Annotated in this window: 13 protein-coding genes; 6 read left to right on the forward strand and 7 right to left on the reverse strand. The window is 44.3% G+C overall.

Translation table 11 applies throughout. The features are described 5' to 3' along the window. Positions 1-84: 84 nt before the first annotated feature. Both CHA01nite_RS17510 and CHA01nite_RS17515 read left to right on the forward strand, forming a co-directional pair. Entirely contained in the window at positions 85-1,230 is a 1,146-nt protein-coding gene (locus CHA01nite_RS17510) for a serine hydrolase domain-containing protein (protein ID WP_146943757.1), read from the forward strand. 262 nt (positions 1,231-1,492) lie between these two features. Beyond that, positions 1,493-3,217 carry an FAD/NAD(P)-binding protein gene (locus tag CHA01nite_RS17515; protein ID WP_146943759.1) on the forward strand — a complete coding sequence of 575 codons (1,725 nt, stop codon included), beginning with the start codon at positions 1,493-1,495 and terminating at the stop codon, positions 3,215-3,217. A 697-nt stretch (positions 3,218-3,914) separates the two neighbouring features. Here the strand turns inward: CHA01nite_RS17515 and CHA01nite_RS17520 are convergent. The 4 genes from CHA01nite_RS17520 to CHA01nite_RS17535 all read right to left on the reverse strand — a co-directional run bounded on the left by CHA01nite_RS17520 (position 3,915) and on the right by CHA01nite_RS17535 (position 10,105). Continuing rightward, complete coding sequence (locus tag CHA01nite_RS17520) at positions 3,915-5,327, reverse strand: MFS transporter (protein WP_146943761.1); 1,413 nt, start codon at positions 5,325-5,327, stop codon at positions 3,915-3,917. Next, positions 5,324-5,974 (reverse strand): uridine kinase family protein, encoded by a 651-nt coding sequence (locus tag CHA01nite_RS17525; protein ID WP_146943763.1) that lies wholly within the window; start codon positions 5,972-5,974, stop codon positions 5,324-5,326. Before CHA01nite_RS17525 ends, CHA01nite_RS17520 begins: the two co-directional genes overlap by 4 nt. A 526-nt stretch (positions 5,975-6,500) precedes the next feature. Beyond that, positions 6,501-7,622 (reverse strand): glycoside hydrolase 100 family protein, encoded by a 1,122-nt coding sequence (locus CHA01nite_RS17530; protein ID WP_146943765.1) that lies wholly within the window; start codon positions 7,620-7,622, stop codon positions 6,501-6,503. Between the two features lie 59 nt (positions 7,623-7,681). Continuing rightward, a complete protein-coding gene (locus CHA01nite_RS17535) occupies positions 7,682-10,105 on the reverse strand; it encodes a TonB-dependent siderophore receptor (protein ID WP_146943767.1) in 2,424 nt (807 codons plus the stop codon). 243 nt (positions 10,106-10,348) lie between these two features. Here CHA01nite_RS17535 and CHA01nite_RS17540 point away from each other — a divergent pair, with 243 nt between their 5' ends. Both CHA01nite_RS17540 and CHA01nite_RS17545 read left to right on the forward strand, forming a co-directional pair. Continuing rightward, the gene (locus CHA01nite_RS17540) at positions 10,349-11,299 is read left to right on the forward strand and encodes a LacI family DNA-binding transcriptional regulator (protein WP_146943769.1); all 951 of its coding nucleotides are present in this window, start codon (positions 10,349-10,351) and stop codon (positions 11,297-11,299) included. 189 nt (positions 11,300-11,488) lie between these two features. Then, positions 11,489-11,860 (forward strand): response regulator, encoded by a 372-nt coding sequence (locus CHA01nite_RS17545; protein WP_146943771.1) that lies wholly within the window; start codon positions 11,489-11,491, stop codon positions 11,858-11,860. 87 nt (positions 11,861-11,947) lie between these two features. On the opposite strand, the gene CHA01nite_RS17550 is transcribed toward CHA01nite_RS17545, so the two are convergent. Together CHA01nite_RS17550 and CHA01nite_RS17555 are read right to left on the reverse strand one after the other, a co-directional pair. Continuing rightward, positions 11,948-12,514 (reverse strand): hypothetical protein, encoded by a 567-nt coding sequence (locus CHA01nite_RS17550; RefSeq protein WP_146943781.1) that lies wholly within the window; start codon positions 12,512-12,514, stop codon positions 11,948-11,950. 7 nt (positions 12,515-12,521) lie between these two features. Then, positions 12,522-14,324 carry a cadherin-like domain-containing protein gene (locus tag CHA01nite_RS17555; RefSeq protein ID WP_146943773.1) on the reverse strand — a complete coding sequence of 601 codons (1,803 nt, stop codon included), beginning with the start codon at positions 14,322-14,324 and terminating at the stop codon, positions 12,522-12,524. Between the two features lie 774 nt (positions 14,325-15,098). Here CHA01nite_RS17555 and CHA01nite_RS17560 point away from each other — a divergent pair. Continuing rightward, positions 15,099-17,309, forward strand: coding sequence for a PAS domain-containing sensor histidine kinase (locus CHA01nite_RS17560; RefSeq protein WP_146943775.1), 2,211 nt, complete (start codon positions 15,099-15,101; stop codon positions 17,307-17,309). Positions 17,310-17,593: 284 nt separating this feature from the next. Here the strand turns inward: CHA01nite_RS17560 and CHA01nite_RS17565 are convergent, their stop codons facing one another. Continuing rightward, positions 17,594-19,387 (reverse strand): BamA/TamA family outer membrane protein, encoded by a 1,794-nt coding sequence (locus CHA01nite_RS17565; RefSeq protein WP_228458446.1) that lies wholly within the window; start codon positions 19,385-19,387, stop codon positions 17,594-17,596. Positions 19,388-19,578: 191 nt separating this feature from the next. On the opposite strand from CHA01nite_RS17565, the gene CHA01nite_RS17570 reads away from it, so the two are divergent. Then, on the forward strand, positions 19,579-19,918 hold a 340-nt coding region (locus CHA01nite_RS17570; protein WP_176589816.1), incomplete at its 3' end, for a hypothetical protein.

Genomic DNA, 19,918 nt, shown 5'->3' on the forward strand with positions numbered 1-19,918 from the left:
TTAACCGAAATCACTGAATTTAAATAAGAGAAGGTGCCAATGCTGTTGAAAAAATGACCGGTCTTTAATTATAAGGTTTAATTTATGAAAAAAATAATAACGGCCCTGGCCTTGGGAACTTCAGCAGTCGCAGCAGCTATCTATCTTTCCGGATACGGCTACATTTTCAGAGCCGCAGCCCTCAATCTGAAAAAAGGTGCCGTTACCCCCTCTATCGATGATGAAGAAAAATTCCCTTCCCGGCCGGTGCCGAATCTGAAAGCAGAAGCCTGGAAAAAAGATGCCCACTACAACCGGATGACATTATCAGAGGATATTTTAAATGAACTGAAAAAGACCAGGGCCTCTTCCCTTTTAGTGGTGCAGAACGGGAAACTGCTGCATGAGCAGTATTGGAAAGACCACGATTTCTCTTCCCTCATGAATTCTTTTTCCATGGCAAAGGGTATTTTATCTGTCCTGACCGGATGTGCCATTGATGACGGTTACCTGGAATCGGAAGACCAACTGGTTTCTACGGTATTTCCCCGGTATGCGGAAAGCTTTTACGGGAAACACCTTACCTTCAGGCATCTGATGACCATGCAGGCCGGATTCGACTGGATTGAGGAATACCGCCACCCCTTTGCCGAAAACTCAAAGCAGTATTTTGTGGAAGACCTTGCAGAACAGGCTTTTGACATCGGTTTTATTGAGATGCCGGGCACAAGGTACGAATACCAGAGCGTGGCTGCTCAGCTTCTGGGGCTAGCCCTCAGAAAGGCGGTTAACCAGGATCTTGCCACTTACCTTTCCGAAAAAATATGGAAACCGCTGAATATGGAGTTTCCGGCAAAATGGAGCACCGACGAAAAAGGAATGGAAAAAGCTTTCTGCTGTATCCATGCCACGGCCAGGGATTTTGCAAGACTCGGGCAGCTTATTATGCAGAACGGCCGGTGGAAAGGCAAACAGCTGATCAGCGAAGACTACTGCAAAAGGATGCTTACCCCCACTCCCGAAAATGATGCTTTTTGCTTTACCGTATGGGCTGATGATGAGAACCCAACAAAATGCCGGTTCTTCTACGGTTTTCTCGGCCAGTTTATCATCATGATTCCCGAGCGGAATATGGTGATTGTAAAAACCGGATTTTACAACCGTCTGGAGGTAGATAAAAAGAAAAGGCCGCTTCAGGTAAAATTACTTGCAGATGCCCTTAGCCAAATCAACAAGCCGTTAACCATATAGCTGTCAACAGCCGTTCCTGTCCGGCTGAAACCCGTTGTTTACGGAATTCACCGTAAACTTTAGATACCACACCGCCACCACAGGCATACTTATTGCAAATTATGAGGAGGATCATAAATAAGGTAGGCAATATTTTTGTAATCATTGATTTCAGGAGGTTTTTTAAAGGATGTATACAACAGGAAGACCCAAAGAAAATACTGTTGTCTGATATTGCCGACACCCATTTCTGATCCGGGAATAACCGCAAAATATCAATCTCATGAAAAAGCCCGACAGCATTGCGATCATCGGAGGGGGACCTGCCGCTCTGTTCGCCGTCAAACATCTGATTTCCGAACAGGCATTACCTGACGAATTACACATCTTCGAAAGAGGCAACCGGCTGGGAGCAGGAATGCCCTACAGCGAGCGCGGTGCCTGCCATGAGCATGTGGCCAACGTATCGGCCAATGAGCTTCCCCATTTACCTGAAAGTTTAAGCGATTACATTAAGCGTAAACCTTACTCCGATGATCCTGATTTCAGCGACTACAGGAACCTGAACGAATTCCAGGTGATCCCCAGATTACTCCTCGGAAATTATATGGAAGAGCAGTTTAAGCTGCTCTTAAACCAGGCCAGGAAAACGGGAACTGAAGTACAGGTGCATAAAGAAACGGGCGTGGCGGATATTTATAAAAAAGACGATGAGTTTCATATCAAAACCGAACGGGGCGATTCGTATATCTGTTCGAATGTTATTCTCTGTACCGGGCATCACTGGCCGAAAAAGAATGAAGGTGAAGTTAAAGGCTGGTTCGATTCACCTTATCCCCCATCCAAGTTTACCGGAACGACCAACTGTGCCGTGGCTATCCGGGGAACTTCCCTCACGGCTGTAGACGCCATTAAAACATTAGCCCACCTGAACGGGACATTTACAAAGAACGATGACGGATACACCTATACCCTGCATGAAGAAAGCAAAAATTTTTCAATGACGCTCTTTTCAAAAAGAGGGTATCTGCCGGCCTTGCGGTTCCATTCCGAAGGCAGCCCGTATTCGGAAGGATGGATCATGTCGCAGGAAGAAATTTATGAATACAAACAAAACAACGGAGGTTTTGTAGATCTGGATTATATCTTCGAGAGAAATTTTAAAAAACCGCTGCAAAAAAAGAATGAAAAATTCTATAATGACATCAAAGATCTGAGCATTGAGGAGTTTGTAGAGAAAATGCTGAGTTTACGGGAAGAACTGGATAGTTTCGAGCTGTTTAAAGCAGAATACCGGGAAGCGCAGAAATCCATTGAAAGGCATCAGACCATTGCCTGGAAAGAGATGCTCGCCGCATTCAGCTATGCCATTAATTATCCGGCCAAGCATTTTTCGGCAGAGGATATGATGCGGATGCGCAAAACCCTTCTGCCGCTGATCTCCGTAATTATCGCTTCTCTTCCGCAGTCCTCCTACCGCGAAATTATTGCCCTGTACAATGCCGGAATCATTGACCTCATCAGTGTAGACGAAGAAAGCCGGGTGGAGCCCGATGAAAACGAAGGCATTATCTACCATTACAGCGATCACCAAGGAAACAAGGTAGCGGAGCATTACCGGCTGTATATCGATGCCATCGGACAGCAGCCCGTTCAGTTTAACGACATTCCTTTTAAAGGTCTGCGTGACAGTGGAAGCATCAGTTCGGGCTATCTCAAGTTTAAAGATAAAAATAAAGGAGCGGAAGCTCTGGAAGAGGGCAACAGCCATATCCTGAAAATAGAACCCGATTATTTCTACCTGCGGGTGGACGGATTGAATATCAACGATCATTTTCAGGCACTGGATTATTACGGTGAGGCAACAGAAAATCTGTACATCATGGCAGTACCGTATATTGCCGGCCTGAATCCGGACTATTCCGGTCTTGATTTCTGTGATACGGCCGGAAAGCGGGTGGCATTGGCCATTAAACATACGTCCGAAGCCAACCAGCTGGTTTCATAAGTTACCCGGAATTATTTGAATGATAATGGCAGACCGATTAATTTCTGTCTGCTTTTTTTTAAAATAAACGTGAATTCGAAGAAGAACCTGGATTACCCGGCTGGAAGAAGGAAGCAGGATGCCGGAAGTTTTTCCTGTCAAAACAGGATCAAAGGTCTCGATTATCAAACTGAATATTTTGTCATTCTGCCAGATAGATTTCTGATTCAATCCCGACTCAATAGCTTTAGTTTTATTTTAACCATGATTGAACTGATATCATTTTAGAGTCCCAAAGGAATAGTTCATTACAGGACATGATAAAATCCTGTCAGAAAAGTAAACCGTTTATCTTTCCTGCCGGGAGGAATTCTGTTTAAGCTCCTGACCGAATCAGCCTCAATTTTATTTTTAAACTATATAAACTATTGAATATGATACAAATAAGGTCGAATTCACGTTATCTAAAGTAAAAGAACTCATTCCTGCACCCTGCTGACGGTCAGAAGAGATGAAAGGAAAAAATAAAGGAACAACAATCTGCTGTTCCTTTTACTACACTCGAAATACAATTTATAAAATTATAAAGATAAAAATAGGGAATCTCATCATTGTACAGTATGACCGGAATCATGAAAAGTTATTAAATAACGCGAACGCTGAGTAAATCCTGATAAAAGGCCGGAACAGGTATCAATTTAATCTAGCTAAATTTACGTTAAATAAATTCGGTTTTCCTGCGATCCGGTTTCATAATAGAAACACTGATTCCTGCCACAGCAAATAAAATCCCGGCCGTTATGATTGCCGATGAGGGATCAGCACCTAAAAAATTATTGAAGATAAACCCGAAAGACAGGGTCTGAATCAGCATGGGAATAACGATCATCATATTAATTACTCCCATATACACGCCTCTCTTCTGATGAGGGATTGACGGAGAAACCATTGAATATGGCAGCCCCATCATGGAAGCCCACCCGATTCCCAAAGCTATCATCGGAAGCAGAATGAGATATTCGTTTTTAATGAACGGCAGGGTGACCAATCCGGCCCCTGTAAAGAAAAGGCAGCACGTATAGGTGTTTTTTGAAGTGAACTTATTGGCAAAAGGTACCAGCAGCAATGCGGAAATCATCGTCACGATATTGTAGGAGCCGTTCATCAGCCCGGTCTGCCCGACAGCAACTTCTACCTGATGAAGCACGCCTTTCGCCCAGGTAAGATCTGAAACCGCTACGGAAATCCCGTTTTCGGCATGTTCCATGATTGTATTCGCCTTTGTTTCCTCAGCTTCTGAAATTCCGTACAGGGATGATTTAAGCATCGGGGTTATAAACTGCCAGTAAATAAAAAGTGCATACCACTGGAAGAGGTATACCAGAGCCAGCTGCCATAAAATTTTCGGCATTTCCCGGATGGCCACGGCAATTTCAATAAAAGGTGTCAAAAAAGTACTTTCTTCTTTTGCTTTTTTCAGTTCTGCCAGTTCTTCAGCGGCCGGCGGAATTTCAGGTGTCCTGTAAACGGACCAGGCTACCGAAGCGATCGAACAGAAAGATCCCAGAAAAAATGAATAATATACCCAAACCGGGATTCCACCGCCCGCCGCATTGCCTCCCAGATATTTCTGAAACACAAAAAGTGAAAGGTTGGCCAGGGTAATCCCCGCTCCTACGAACAGGCTCTGCATCTGGAACCCAAACGTCTGCTGGTCTTCCGGCAGCTTGTCTCCGATAAAAGCACGGTAAGGCTCCATGGCGGTATTGTTGGCTGCATCAAGGATCCACAGCAGGCCTAAGGCCATCCAGATCGAAGAACTGAACGGAAACAGAAACAAGGCAACACTGCAGAACACGGCACCCAGCAGAAAAAACGGCTTCCGGCGGCCCCACTTCGGGCTCCAGGTTTTATCGCTGATGGCCCCGATCAGCGGCTGGATCAGCAGTCCGGTAATCGGGCCTGCCAGGTTGAGGATCGGCAGTTGTTCCGCATGGGCTCCCAGAAAGGAATAGATGGGATTTACGGCCGTCTGCTGCAGTCCGAAGCTGTACTGAATACCGAAAAAGCCGACATTCATATTCCAGATCTGCCAGAAGCTCAGGCGCGGAATGATTCGTTTTGTATTCATAAATCCGGGTTTATCAGTTCATAGTTTTTTCCGAGGATAAGATCCGCATTATTTTTGAAATTCCGGATGATCCGGTGTTCAATTTCCAGTACCTGCTCTACAAAATCACTCTGTTCGTCACGGTTACGCTTCACACGGTTTTCATAGGTGTCTTTATAATTCCGGTCGATGAAAATTTTAAAATCAAAAAAATCGATTTCAAAGATATAGGTTCCTTCCACAATTACGACATCGTAAGCTGAAGCATCAAATATCTCCGTTCCTATGGAATTCTCACTGTAATTCACCAAAGGTTTTTCGATTTCTGCAACTCCGTTTTTAAGGTCTTTGATATTTTGAGCCAGCTTTTCCAGATCCACTTCATGGATTCCCACATTTTCCAACGACTTCAACCGGTTTTTATGGTTGGTTCCCGGAGGAAGCTTAAAATAATCATCCATCTGCAGGACCAGGCTTTTTACCTCCTGCCCTTCCAGTACTTTCTGTAGGGCAAATGCCGTCACCGACTTTCCGCTTCCGCTTTCACCGGCAATGCCGATGGCCAACTTGGTCTTGCCCTTCAGTGGAAATCTTTTTTTTAATAGAGCTATGATGTCTCTGGCAGGAGCCAGGTAGTTTTCATTTAATTCGATTGTATCACCGATCATGTTGTTGTTTTTATCTTGTTGTTTGTTCTTTAACGCATAGGCCACAAAATTTTTTTGACTGCTAACTGTTTTTTAAGTTCGCCAACGCATTCTACTTAACGAAGACCGCAAAGAGCTTATTTTCTACCACAGATTTTCACGGATTTTCACAGATGATGACGCTTTATTTTATTTTTTAAAAGCTTAAGCCTTATTTTTAAAATTCCTTGATGATTAATTACACCTAATGAAAATCTTCGATTTTTATTCTTTTGTGATCTGAACCTATGCGCAATACGCTAAACTAAAATCTCATGTGACTCATGTGCCAAAAAAGCTTTTGTGACTTTTGTGGTTGAAATTTCTCCCATAGATTGCATGGATTTTCAAAGATCATTTTATGTGGCTTCGAGAGCCTCAGCCACCAGGCCTTCCAATTTCTCAAAATATGACAATATTAAAAAATCTTTGATTTTTAATCTGATGTGAGTTGAAATATGCGCAATGCCTTAATCTAAAATCTAATGTGCTTTATGTGTTTTTCATTTCAAACCGTCATAAAGAGGTATCCCGATGCGGAAAAGCAAAGCTCTTCCGTTCCCAGCGGGAGCAACCCATCCGTGGAATAGTATTCCCTGAAAGGTTCTCCTTTTTCTCTCATCAGCGTTTCATATTGGGCAAGGATTTTTCCGGGGATTTCCGGTAGTCCTCTTCTTTTAAGCCCAAGGCAGAGCCAGCCCAGGAAAATCGGCCACGATCCGCCGTTGTGAAAATGGTACGGTTTATTTTTGAAACTGTAGCTGTAATTGTTCTCCAACAGACGCCAGTCGTCGTCGCTGGGGTGAATCACAGGGTAAAAGACAGGCAGCATCCAGTGACGGAATTCCCGGTGAACCGATTCGAGAAAGTCTGAAAAGGCTTTTAAGTCCAGGTCAAAATCAAGGAGGATGGCCAATGCATTTCCGGCAAGATCAAACCGTGCGTCGTAACCGTTCGCATTAAGGGATGCCCAGAAATAAGGTTTTACCGGAGCTTTGGCATAAGCTGTCTCGTGGTATTTTACACTACCGGAGTTATTTTTAAGGAAATTTTCCTGGATCAGCTGTTTTGTGCCGACAGCCCTGGCATGAAGTTCTTCATCTTGGTAAATTTCTGCCGCATTTTTCAATGCCCAGTACCGTAGGATATTATCGTATAAAGTATATCCGGAAGTTACATATTCGTCTGCCCAGTTTCCGCCCAGCGGACTGTAGACCAGTCCCCTCTGGTTGTACTCCCAGGTTTTCAGACAGGAAAGCGCCTGGTAAACCGGCTGCCGGAGCTGGTTTTTAAGGGTTTCTTTTTCCGGTCTTTTCAGGTATTCGCAGGTCGTTACAATCAACCAGGTGGTGGCGTCGGTTCTTCCGACATGGGTTCCGTAGCTGGCTTTGCCGTTCACCACATTGGATGGGACCTGTCCGTTTTCAGCCTGTTGCCGGGCCAGCGTAAGGATCGACTGTTCAAGTCCTGCAAGGATTTCCTCATCATCGATTAAAATGCCCGCATATCCCGCCATCATCGAATCCCGCGCCCATACCCTCGCATAATTGTCGCGCTGTTGGGCAGACGCCAGAATCCCTTCTTCGGTAATGGCTTTTCTGATCATTTCAATAGCTTCCTGTTTAAACATCGTGTTGTTTTTAAAAAAGCGGAATGAACCGTAAAGCTCATTCCACAGAGTTTAAATTATTAAAAATCAAATTTCATGCTCGCGCTGTAGGTACTTCCCGGAAGTGTTCTGGCCCGTACAATGCCGTTTCCTCCGGTAATGGAACCTTCTTCCGCTTCCGTAACTGCAATGGTATTGAAGATATTATTGGCATTGACGCTAACGGAAAGATTTTTCATGATCTGATAAGAAACATAAGGATTTACAATCGCATATCCCGGCATCATCAGTTTGTTGCTGTCCTGGGTATAGGCTTTTGTAGCCCCGATCAGGTAGAACCCGATGCTGAACCCGTCCCTACTGAAATTAGGGTTTACGGAAAACATCAGCTCCGGTGTCCTTCTCGGCATGTTCCCGATAATCGTAGGATCAAGTGCGTTTTTGATTTCGGCGTGGGTATAGGTAAGTCCGGCTTTTACATCGAAGCTTCTGCTGATCCGGTAGTAGCCATCCAGCTCCACACCCAGCGACTGGTATTTGTTTTCCGTTTTTCTCTGGGTGGTTGCTTCGTAGTTGGCTTCTTTGGTCCCGGCATAGAATAAGGTGGTGTTCAGGAAGTAACCGGCTCCTCTCAGCTTATATCCGGCTTCCACCTGGTTTACTTTGTTTACCTTTACCGCATCCAGTGCCGGATCATTATTGTTGGTATAGTTGTAGCCGGAAAACAGGATCCGGTCTGCCGAAGCGCTTCCGCCCTGGCTTACCCTTGCAAAGACAGCGTTTTTACTATTCAGTGCGTAGTTCGCTCCTACCGAATACCCGAAGATTCCGTAGCGGTAATTCACAGGAACATTGATGTTATCATTTGAACCCACCATCTGTTCCGGAATATCGATCACCCCGTTTCCGTTCATGTCGCGGCTGGTATACGTTACCGTAGCACCGGAGAAATAACCGCTTACTTTTCCGATGTCATATCTTGCCCCGGCATCAATCGTCAGTTTATCGGTAGCGTTGATTTCCACCTGGGCGTACGGAGCGGTAATATCGTATTTGGTATTGTAATCCCTTTTCAGGTTGCCCCAGTCCTTCATCCCGTAATTCAGTAAACCATTGTCTGTAATGAGTGTGCCTGATGTATTTTTTACATCCACCAGTCTTGCATTGTTATCGCTAACTTCCTGGATATAATTGTTCCACATCCAGGACATATTGATGTCTTGGGCAGATTTGTATAATCCGGCATTCATTTTCACCTGGCTCCATTTTTTGCTGATGTTAAAATCATTCACAAAATTATTGAAGTTGTTGAGCTTTACGTTAAACAGGGCGAATTTCATATAATAAGCATTCATATCGACCGGTGTATTGGTTCCTGCATATACGGCACTTCCGAAATTGGTAAAGTTCCCTGCCGTAAAAAAATCGCTTCCTTTGCTTACACTGGCCGGAAAAGGCGCAATAAACTGCCCGCTGTTCGCAGCATAGCGTATTTTCTCTTCAAATTTCCAGCCTTCTCCAAGATCATAATTAAATTCGGCACCGATGGTTTTGGATACGGAGTGCATTCCGTCTGAAATATCGCTGTTGAAGATATTGCCGTCGTTCCCTAAAGTCCGGTCGTGCTGAAGACTGATCGTCTGCAAGGCTCCGGTAAGGATATTGTAATTCGGCAATGAAGACCATTTCGGATCAGAGTCCGTTCCCGTTACGCTTACCGGCATCGGCATATAGGCAGCCGTCCTGTCATCCAGTACTTTGGCATAAACCCTGAAACTTCCGCGATCGAATTTTTTAAGCAACGATAGCCTGAACTGTCCGCCGTTGTTGGAATTGAAACCTGCTTTCCGGGGTCCGTCCCCGATGCGGTAAAATCCGCCTACTGCTGCATACGTGCCTTCGGCGATCCGGGTCCCGTAATCGAAATCGGTCCGGTAGTTTTTATAATTGAGGCCCAGCTGCTGCGTGATGCTTCCGCCTTCCTTCTCCCCTGTTTTGGTGATGAAGTTGATGATCCCCGCCGGAGAATTGCTGGCAAAAACGGATGCCGAACCTCCTCTCAGCGCCTCTACTCTTGAAACAAAAGAATCGAATCTGGTGAACTGGTCCTGGGTACCAAAGGCAATATCCCCGAACTGCATCACCGGCAGACCGTCTTCCTGGATCAGCAAATACCGTGAACCTCCGGCAGAAACAGGAACCCCTCTTACGGTAATATTCGAGTTTCCTTCACCGCCTGAAGATTCGGAACGGATTCCGGGAATGGTCCGGAAAATCTCGGCTGTGGTTCTCGGGGCTGCATTTTCGATGTCCTTCAGCTTTAATGTAGAAATAGAGGTACTGGTCTTGATGGAAGCCTTCGGATTGGAATTTCCGGTAACCACCACCTCATCAATGGCTTTGCCACGGGTAATCGTGTCATTTTGCACATTCTGGGAGAACATGAATGCTGCGGTATTCATGGCACCGAAAACGAGCAGTCTGGTAAAAATTTTTGATTCCATATTTTTCAGGAGTTTTTAATGATGGTCTAAAAGTATTTTTTTTACCTTATTCAAAATACGGTTTACAGACTGTATTAAATTTGTATTAATTTCAAACGTTTGCGCAAACGTTTGCGGTGGATAAGTAATTTATAATTTAACTTTTTATTAACTTTTATTGCGAAAATATTAACCTTTTTTAACTTAAATTTAGCGATATAATATCACGAAATTAACCCAAATATCGTCTCCATTAACTTAAGAATGAAAAGAGTCACCATAAAAGACCTTGCTGAAATGCTTAATATCAGCATCTCTACAGTATCCAGAGCACTGAAGGATCATCCGGACATCAGCCAGGCCGTGAAGGTGCGGGTAAAGGAGGCGGCAACTACCTTCAACTATGTTCCCAATGACTTTGCCATTAATTTCCGGAAAAAATCTTCGAAGGTAATCGGACTTATCATTCCCGAAATGTCGATGTTTTTTATCCCTTCCATTATTAAAGGGATCTCTTCGGTGCTTCACCGGGAAGGCTATCATTTTTTCGTCCTCTCTTCGGAAGAGTCGCTCAGCATGGAGGCCGAAAATATTATTACCTGTATCAACTCCCGGGTAGACGGGATCCTGATTTCCCTGACCCGGCACACCAAAGATCTTTCGCATCTTCAGAGAATCAGGGAACTGGAAGTTCCGGCCGTGATTTTCGACAAAACGATTCCGCAAAATTTCTTTGAAGAGATTATTTTTGATAATAAAATGTATGCAGAAGCAGCGGCTGAAAAGTTTACAGAAGGAAAATGTAAAAAAATCCTGGCCGTCTTCGGGGATGAAAATCTCGACATCACCCAGACCCGGAGAGATTTTTTCCTACAGAAAATCAGTACCCGTCCTGATATAGAATGTAAAGTAATCTATTGCGAATCGGCAGATCAGGTAAAAGAAAAGCTGAACATTATTCTGGATTATGAACATTTCGACGGATATTTTGCAATGAGCGACGAAACGCTGGCCGGGCTGCACAGCTCGCTGATTAAAAAGAAAGCAGAGACATCAGCCGTCAAGGTCGTAGCCATTACCGAAGGGATCCTTCCCAAATACCTGGACGAATCGTATGAATGCATCATTAACGACGGTTTCAGTATGGGGACAATGGCAGCAATGAAACTGCTGCATCTGATAAAGATCGGAAACGCTGGTTTGCCGGAGAAATAATTTGATTGATACTTATGCTGATTTTTCCTGAATGTGAAATGATGATGTAATGTTGGGATGCGCACAGGCGCTTTTTTCCAACCTTTATAAAAGGCCAGATGAGAATTAAAAAAGACCGTCTGCAACCGTTGATCAAAAAATTATTCTGCCAGACCGAGATTGGCTTTGTTTTTGCCTGCCAGAAAGTATATGAAAACAATTTTTATCGTTGAAGATGAGACAGGCATCAGAGATGCATTACAGCTGCTCCTGTCATTTGAGAATTATGATGTGCGTTCCTTTTCTACTGCGGAAGCATTTAACAAAAGAGACCGATCCGTAGTTCCCGATATTTTTATTCTCGATGTACGTTTGCCGGATGGTTCAGGAACCGATTTATGCAATGAACTGAAACAGGATCCCCTGACTTCCAATATTCCGGTGATGATCATCAGCGCCCATGCCAAAGAAGCGACTGTCATTAATTCCTGCGAAGCGGACGTCTTCGTATCCAAGCCTTTTGATATCGATGATGTAATCGTTAAAATTGAAGATCTGATCGGCAATTTGCAGAACAACTGATTCGCTTACATCCCCTATATAAACAGCCTCCGGAACAGTATGTCCCGGAGGTTATTTCATTGATACCAATACTATTCAGGATAGCGGTTATTTCCAGTAGCTCCATTTATTTCCGTCAAACACCGCAACCGATTTGCTGACGGTATCGAAACACATCATTCCCGGATAAGGGCTTTTAACGGTAAGGTGCGGATTTTTGATGTGCGGAAGGATCATCGCTTTGGTTGCCGATTCCAATACCAACACACCTTTTGAACTGCTTGACGCTGCCCCGACAATAACCCCGTTGCCCGTTTCAGTCCCTGCCACAGGAATCAGGGATGAAACATTTCCGGAATCCGTCATATCGATCCAGTTCCCGTTTTCAAACATCCGTACTTTTGAGGTCTGTCTATCCAGTAAAAAAGTTCCGTTCTGCGGATGATTGGTTGAAGGATTAACCGGTGTGAAAACCGGAGAAGCAACCACGGACGGGAGAATGATCCCTCTGATATTGCTTGTCTCCATATCTTCAGGAGCGAAAGTCTGGGTCATGCCAGCAAATTCCAGAATAGAACTTCCTCCCGAAAGGCCCTGTTTACCTATGGAAACCTGGGCATTTATAAAATTTCCGGCCAGTAAGAGCGGCAGAATATATTTCGTCTTCAATTTCATCAAAATTTTAATCATTACAGCTTCTTTTAATACAGTTCCAGACAGATCCGTTATACAGTTTCACACACTGGGCACTGCGGTCGTAAACAATCATTCCTTTTACGGGATCTGCAACCGCAGCGGTACCGGCAACCCTGGTGATGACCAGGCCTTTACCGGAAGATTCCAAAGCCACTGCACCGTTAGGAATCCCTCCGTTGCTGATGCCCGGACCGGCAGGCCAGTTTTTGAACCGCGATGAAAGCGTGGATATTCCCAGGTCCGTATATGCATCGGGGGTTCCGGTCAGTCCCGGTTTGGTACAGTAATCAACCGCTGTTGTAATGGTTGCCTGGTTACTCGTTAAGTTAGCCGCATCCTTTATTGTGTATGTGAAAGGGCTTGCAGTGCTGAAGAAATTCATTACAGGCGTAAAAGTCAGTAAGCCTGCATTATCGACCAGCCAGGTTCCCTGCCCGTTCACGGTAAAACCTTTTACCAGCCCGTTGCTGTATATGATATTTCCGGCACCGGAAGGCGGCATGAGATCAATGGAAGAAAGCACCAGCGTTCCGGAATCGGGATCCGTATCATTACCTGTAATCAGCAGGCTTTTGGCATTGTTCTTTTCAACGGAAAGATGGTCATTATTAGCAACCGGCGCCTGATGAAGACCGAAATGGTTACCTGTCGAAGTGCTGTTGTTTAAAACAACCGGGAGGCTGGATGAAGTAGTGCCTATCCTGTTCCCCACGACCTGAAAACCTGACGGTGGCACAACCTCTACCCGGTAAGGCCCCTGACTGACATTGGTATTGATATTATCAAAATAATAAAACCCCAGGGTATTGGTTACCGTACTGCGAATTTCCACATTGTTGCTGAAAAGCTTCATCGTAACTCCTGCCAGGCCGTTCCCGTCGGGTATTCCGGCATTGTTATCATTATAGACATATCCTGCGATACTGGCGGCAAAGGTAATCGATTCATGGTTATAGGCCCCGATAAATGCAAGATCCGAGGTTCCCGAAAACGACTGGATCAGTTTCACGGCCTGCGGATAATTGGCAGAGGTAATCCCGAATTCAGACCAATCGGCAGCCAGCACCCTGATTTCCCGTTCACAGCTGGAAGAGGTCCCTGCATTGTAGGCAGGCGGATTTACATTGGCATTATAGAATTTCCAGCAGGCTTTTCCGATGCTGGGTACATTGCTGAAAGCCACCGAATAAGTAGTTCCGACGATATTTCCGTTGATATCTTCAAAATGATAGCTGTCATTGGCAGAAGAAGGATTTCCCATCTGGGTAAAAATAAGGTCCGGAACCCCGTCGCCGATAGAAGAAGCTACAATCCCCATGGTATTGAGGCTGATGCTCGAACCCTGAGGAATATTGAAGATGGCGGAACCCAGACCAAGGCCATTGGCGCCGTCTGACAGATATTCCACCATATTATTGTTGACGGGCACCGGTGAAATATTACCGTTTCCTCCGTACATTTTTCCTACCCCGATAAATGTACTGCTTCCCGGTGCAGGGATGTTATAAATCGGCAGGGATATAAAAGTTCCGGGCTGAAACGTAACGCCGCCTGTGGTGAGCGCTGCATCGTTGACTCCGGTGCTGTAGGTTACCGGTGCATAGGCCGTGCCTGGCCCGTCCGCATCCCATCTGAAAGCAAGAAGGTTATGGCTGTTATCGGGCTGTACGGTGTTGAAGCTGTCCCAAAAGCCGCCGTAATCTGAATAAATCCTGGAAACCGCCCGCTGGGCACTGAGAAATAAGGGAGCAGTAAATACCCCTAAAAATAATAGTTTGTTGAATGTCACTTAACAGTTTTAAAAGGCGGCAAAGGTATGAATCTTTATGTAGTTTTACGTTTAATCATACGACAATATGGGTTTATGTGGTATCTTTATTTTATTAGGCCCAAAAGTAGACTTATTTAAATATGAGCAGCAGATGTTTTTCATTTCCGGAAGGCGAAGTCTATTTCTGAAATCAGATGTTTGCTGTATGCTTTTTATTTTAACGTGAGGATGCCGGAAGTTTCTTTTGTCAAAAACAGGATCAAAGGTCCTGATCATCAAACCACCTACTTTGTCATTCTGTCAGACGGAGTTTCAATTTAACCCTGACTCAAAAAAAACTTAGGCTTATTTTTGAATTGCATAAACAGCTGAATTTGATTTTAATACGGTTGAATTCACTTCGTTTATTAAACGGTTTCCTCATGCAGAGTTTCAATTAAACCATCTAAAAAAAGGAATATGAAGACCAAAGGTCTTTTAAGATCTGTCTTTCACTAAAGTATGATCCGGTTTTGAAACAGGACAAAAGATTTTGATCCACTCCCCTGTTTCTCAGACTTCCTGATTGATTTTTATACTACCGGATTTTTGAATCGAATGTTTTTGACACCGGATTTCAGAAAAATTTTATCGGATACTTAGCCGGAGTTTATTTAATTTAATCTAAACAATTAATACGTGAATTACCCTTCCTGTTCCCTCAAAATATATGATTATAAGCGGATCAGATTTAACATAAAAAATTCGTAAATTTATTGTATCGATTTGAATCATATTAACACCTTTCACTGAATGACTCATTTTTTTTCTGCTTTGGGGATCGACCCGCTCCTCGAACTTCTGCAACAATCCGGCGATGCAATGGCCATTTATACGGGTCCCGAACTCATTATTCAATTTGCCAATGATGCCATGCTTACGTTCTGGGGAAAAGATCAGTCGGTAATCGGTAGAAAGCTCAAAGAGCCCCTGCCTGAAATGAAAGGTCAGCAATTTACAGAACTTCTGAAAAGGGTATGGGAGTCGGAAGAAGCCTATATCGGAAAGGAAATGCCCGCCACTACCGAAATTGAAGGCCAGCGTATTACTTCCTATTATGATTTTATCTTCAAACCCGTGATGAATAAAGAAGGAAAACTCTACTGCATCCTTCATACGGCCAAAGAGGTAACTGAAATCATCAGGGCCAGAGAAATTCTTTTTGAAAAGGAAAAAAAGGAGCAAGAAGCAAAAGAAAAACTGGAAGCCTCCAATAAAACACTGCTTTCCAGCAATGAGGAACTTTCCGCTTTAAATAAAGCATATACCATTACCAATGAAAAACTCGGTGACTCCAACAGGATATTCCAGGATCAGAATCTGCAATTCAGAAAAGAGAACGACGAACTGCTTTTCGGAAATAAAAAGTTTCAGGATGATATAATCCATTTAGGAGACACCAATAAAAACCTCAGTTCAAAGAACCAGGAGCTTAAAGACCTGAATGACACCATTACCAGGCTTAATAATAAATTAACCGAAAGCGATATCAGCTTCAGCAATCTTATTAATCAGGCACCTGTGGCCATCATGCTCCTGAAAGGCGACCGGCTCATCATCACCATGATTAATGAGGCCATGCTGAAACTCATTGAAAAAGACAGTTCCGTTATCGGCAAATCCCTCTTTGAAGTACTTCCTGAACTGGACGGGCAACCGGCTGCCAGGTTGCTGATCGAAACCTTTAAAACCGGAAAACCGAATTCCGACCATTCGAACCCAGTGCTTTTAAACCGCAGCGGCCAGCTGGAACACGGATATTTCACCTTTAATTATACTCCGTTTGTTGAAAACGGAGAAATAACCGGTGTCATCGATATGGCCGTAGAAGTTACCCCCCAGGTCCTGGCGATCCGGGAGCGTGAAGAAATCATCATCGAAAAAAGCGTTTTGGAAGAAACCCTCCTGAAAAGCGAACAGCGGCTCCAGGGAATTCTTGAAACCATGGCAGAAGGGGTGGGCGTTACCGATGCCAACGGACAGCTGGTCTACGCCAATCCGATGGCACAGCACATCCTGGGGCTTTCCGAAAGTAAAATCAAGGAAAGAACGTATGATGATCCTCAATGGCAGAACCTCAGGCTGGACGGCACCCCTCTGCCGTCAGAAGAGCACCCCATGTCTGTCATGATGTCTACTGGAAAACCGGTGTATGACCATGAAATTGGTGTTCAGGCGCCGGGAAGGGAAATCATGTATATCTCCATCAATGCGGCTCCCTTATTTGATGCCGAAGGCAACCTCACCGGTGGAATAGGCACCTTTATGGATGTCACGGCGAGAAGAATGATCACCCGCGGAAAAGAAGACTTTATCAGCATTGCCAGCCATGAACTGAAAACGCCGGTAACTGCCCTGAAAGCTTCCCTGCAGCTGCTGCAGCGTTCCTATGACAGGCTGCCGCCGGAATCCCGTGCCAGGCTCCTGAACCAGTCGATCACCAGCCTTGATAAATTATCAGGATTAATCAACAGCCTTCTGGATACCAGCCGGATAGAACAGGGACAGCTGAAACTGGAAAAACGGCCGTTTACCATTTCGGAACTTTTTGAAGACTGCTGTTCCAGCTTTTCGGAGATTACAGACCAGGAAATTATTTTCCGGGGTGATACCGACCAGCGGGTGATAGCCGATAACCAGCAGATCGGGCAGGTGATGATTAATTTCATTACCAATGCCGTCAAGTATGCTCCGGAATCGAAACAGATCCTCATTACCGCCCGGAAAATCGACGATCAGGAAATCAAAATAAGTGTAAAAGATCAGGGCCCGGGTATTCCGAAAGCCCAACTGGAACATCTTTTTAAGCGCTATTACCGGACCAATTACCATGGACAGAAATTCACCGGTCTCGGCCTCGGTTTATTCATCAGTGGAGATATTATTAAAGAGCACGGTGGGAAAGTTGGGGTGGAAAGCGAAGAAGGACAGGGATCCGAATTCTGGTTTACGCTCCCGATTTAAATGGGTTCTGCTGTAAAAGACGTGAAAATCGTAATTAAGAAAACAGTCGATTACTCACGGGAATCATCTGATTATTTAAATGAGAGACTGAAAGTCAGTTTGGTGAGCCAGGATTTTAAATAAGTTTCTATTGCTAGGTAAGCAAATGATTTCAATAACCTCCCGGATATCAGCCTGGCAAAGAAACTTCAGGAATCCGGCTTCCAGGCTGCACATCTGAATTCTATTACGGGTTTAATTTAATTCCTGATGGTAAAATATAAAGGTTAAATTTAAACGGCCACTTAGTTTCCAAAGTTCACGAAATGCGGGATTTCCGTACCGAAACCATTCAGTGGCAGCACATTATTCCGGTTGCTGTTAAAATCGAAAACATGATCATTATCGAAAGGCACCTTCGGATAATAGGTAAAAGATATCTGGATCCTGTTAAAGACTAAAAAAGGATTGTTGATCATCAGACCAATTCCTATCTTGGTATTGGTGTTGGTCTTCAGGAGCTTTTCATCGGGCATGGCCAGCCATCCTGCCGCCGCGGTAATGTAGGGGCTGAAATGGAAATTCTTCCAGGCTTTGTTGATAAAAAGCTGCAGCTGGTACCGGAGCACCAGTTTTTTGGTTCCGATATAATCTCCGTTGTATACCGGGAATTCATCGCTTCCGGAAAGATTGATCCGGTCGCGGTAGGAGTAGTTATGCTGCGGATTCCCCAAGGCTAAAGTCGGAGAAAAGAAATGCCGGGCTTTGGCAAACTTCCAGTCGGTAAGATTGGTAAAATACGTCCCGTCGAACCGGAAAGACTCACGGTTCTGACGGTCTTCGTTAAAGAATCTTCCGAACTGGGCCTTTACGGTAAAATAGCCGAGTTCCGTAAAATCACCATAAGAAGCGGAAATGCCTGCATACGGGATGATTTTATGGCTTCTGGCCAGAAATCCGGAAGTCAGGTTAGCCGAATAGCCAAAGGAAATATCCTCCGGAAGATCGTACTGAAAGATATTTTTTTCAATGGAAAATTTCCTTTGGATAAGTCCTGCTGAGGCGAGGAAGCTGCTGTAGGAGCTGAAGTAGTCATACTGATCAATCCCGGGACTGTCCTTGTACTGGTAATTCTGAAATCTTCCGATCAGGGCGATGTTGCTGGAAATTTTAGTTTCGGGATCCGATGAAACGGGAATCTGGTAGCCGCCCCAGAGATCCTGGCTGTACACTTTGATCTGTACTTCCGGAAAAACAGTATCTTCTTCAAGAGGAAGCAAGACATGGCGCATAAAATATTCAAAGCTGAAACCGCCTGCCCATTTCGTCAGTGGAGAGAAAAAATCCCGTTTTACGTTCAGGTTGATCCTTTCATTTTTGTAGAAATCCCTTTCTCCTAAAATCTGCGCATTGATATAAGAACCCCAAAGATTGTAGGCGGTATAACTTCCCAGGAAATAATCCTGTTTCTCTTTGGAATCATTCCGGTAAAGGAAATCCAGGTCGTGTCCCAATCCTAAAAGGTTTTCTTCATTAATCCCCATGCCGATCTTGCTTCCGGAATAGCTGGCCCGGGGCTTAAGGCTCCAGGAATCCAGCACTTTCACTACCACATCAATTGAATCCCTGGTCGAAGTACTGTCGGAAACGCTGATGCTTACCCGGTTGATAAATGGCATGGCCCGTAAAAGACGTTCGGATTCATAAAGTTTCTGGGCATTGTACTCTTCCCCTTTTTTAAACAGCAGGTAATTATTCACCGTGGAAATTCGGGTGTTGGAATGAAGATGATTGGTAAACCAGTCATACCATCTGGATTTTTCCTTTCGGTCCCCGGCACCATATCCGAACGGGTCAATGGTCTCAATATGCACGTTCCTGATGTACTTGCCGTCGGACGTCTGCTGAACCTGTTTTTCAGTTGTTGTCTTTACGGAAGCCGAGTCGGGCTCCCTGCGGAAGATAAAACGGTGAAGAAACCTGGTGAATTTTCTCTTATCCGAAAACTTTTCGATCCTGTAATACAGGGAATCCCTTTTCTCCTGTGCATAACCAAAGGAAAAACAGATAAGAAGTCCGAATAACACAATTTTTTTCACCAACCGCTTGTTTGATTAAAGTTTCTTTTATCAATTAACAAGCCAATGGCCGGAGCTGGAAAGAAAATGAAGAAGTATTTTCTGAAACCGCAGATAATGTGTTGTGTGATAAAAGATACCACATCTTATTTTTTTAAAGTTTGCGGCTTAATTGTTGAATATTCTACCGCACACCAATAAAATATTAATTTATGTCAACCAGAAGAAATTCAGGCTCAGGAAGATCCGGATCTTCCAACAATGCTTCGGGCAGAAGCTCAAATTACAACAATTCAAGAGGCGGTTCTTACAACCGTGAAGATGACCGCTACGATGATGATGACGATCGTTACGATTATGATGATCAGTATGACGACGATGATTACGATGAAGAAGATGATGACTATTCTGACGGATACCGTAATAATTATGATGATGATGATTATGACGATGACTATGATGACGACGAAGATTATGATGATGAGGATTATGACGATGAGGAAGAAGATGACGATGATTACGATCACCGGCACGACAACCCGGGAAGACCAA

The organism is Chryseobacterium hagamense (assembly GCF_007991455.1).
GTDB classification, from domain to species: Bacteria; Bacteroidota; Bacteroidia; order Flavobacteriales; family Weeksellaceae; genus Chryseobacterium; species Chryseobacterium hagamense.

Coding starts and splice junctions, on each gene's coding strand:
- CHA01nite_RS17510 (WP_146943757.1), top strand. CDS start 85: ATGAAAAAAATAATAACGGCCCTGGCCTTGGGAACTTCAGCAGTCGCA.
- CHA01nite_RS17515 (WP_146943759.1), top strand. CDS start 1,493: ATGAAAAAGCCCGACAGCATTGCGATCATCGGAGGGGGACCTGCCGCT.
- CHA01nite_RS17520 (WP_146943761.1), bottom strand. CDS start 5,327: ATGAATACAAAACGAATCATTCCGCGCCTGAGCTTCTGGCAGATCTGG.
- CHA01nite_RS17525 (WP_146943763.1), bottom strand. CDS start 5,974: ATGATCGGTGATACAATCGAATTAAATGAAAACTACCTGGCTCCTGCC.
- CHA01nite_RS17530 (WP_146943765.1), bottom strand. CDS start 7,622: ATGTTTAAACAGGAAGCTATTGAAATGATCAGAAAAGCCATTACCGAA.
- CHA01nite_RS17535 (WP_146943767.1), bottom strand. CDS start 10,105: ATGGAATCAAAAATTTTTACCAGACTGCTCGTTTTCGGTGCCATGAAT.
- CHA01nite_RS17540 (WP_146943769.1), top strand. CDS start 10,349: ATGAAAAGAGTCACCATAAAAGACCTTGCTGAAATGCTTAATATCAGC.
- CHA01nite_RS17545 (WP_146943771.1), top strand. CDS start 11,489: ATGAAAACAATTTTTATCGTTGAAGATGAGACAGGCATCAGAGATGCA.
- CHA01nite_RS17550 (WP_146943781.1), bottom strand. CDS start 12,514: ATGAAATTGAAGACGAAATATATTCTGCCGCTCTTACTGGCCGGAAAT.
- CHA01nite_RS17560 (WP_146943775.1), top strand. CDS start 15,099: ATGACTCATTTTTTTTCTGCTTTGGGGATCGACCCGCTCCTCGAACTT.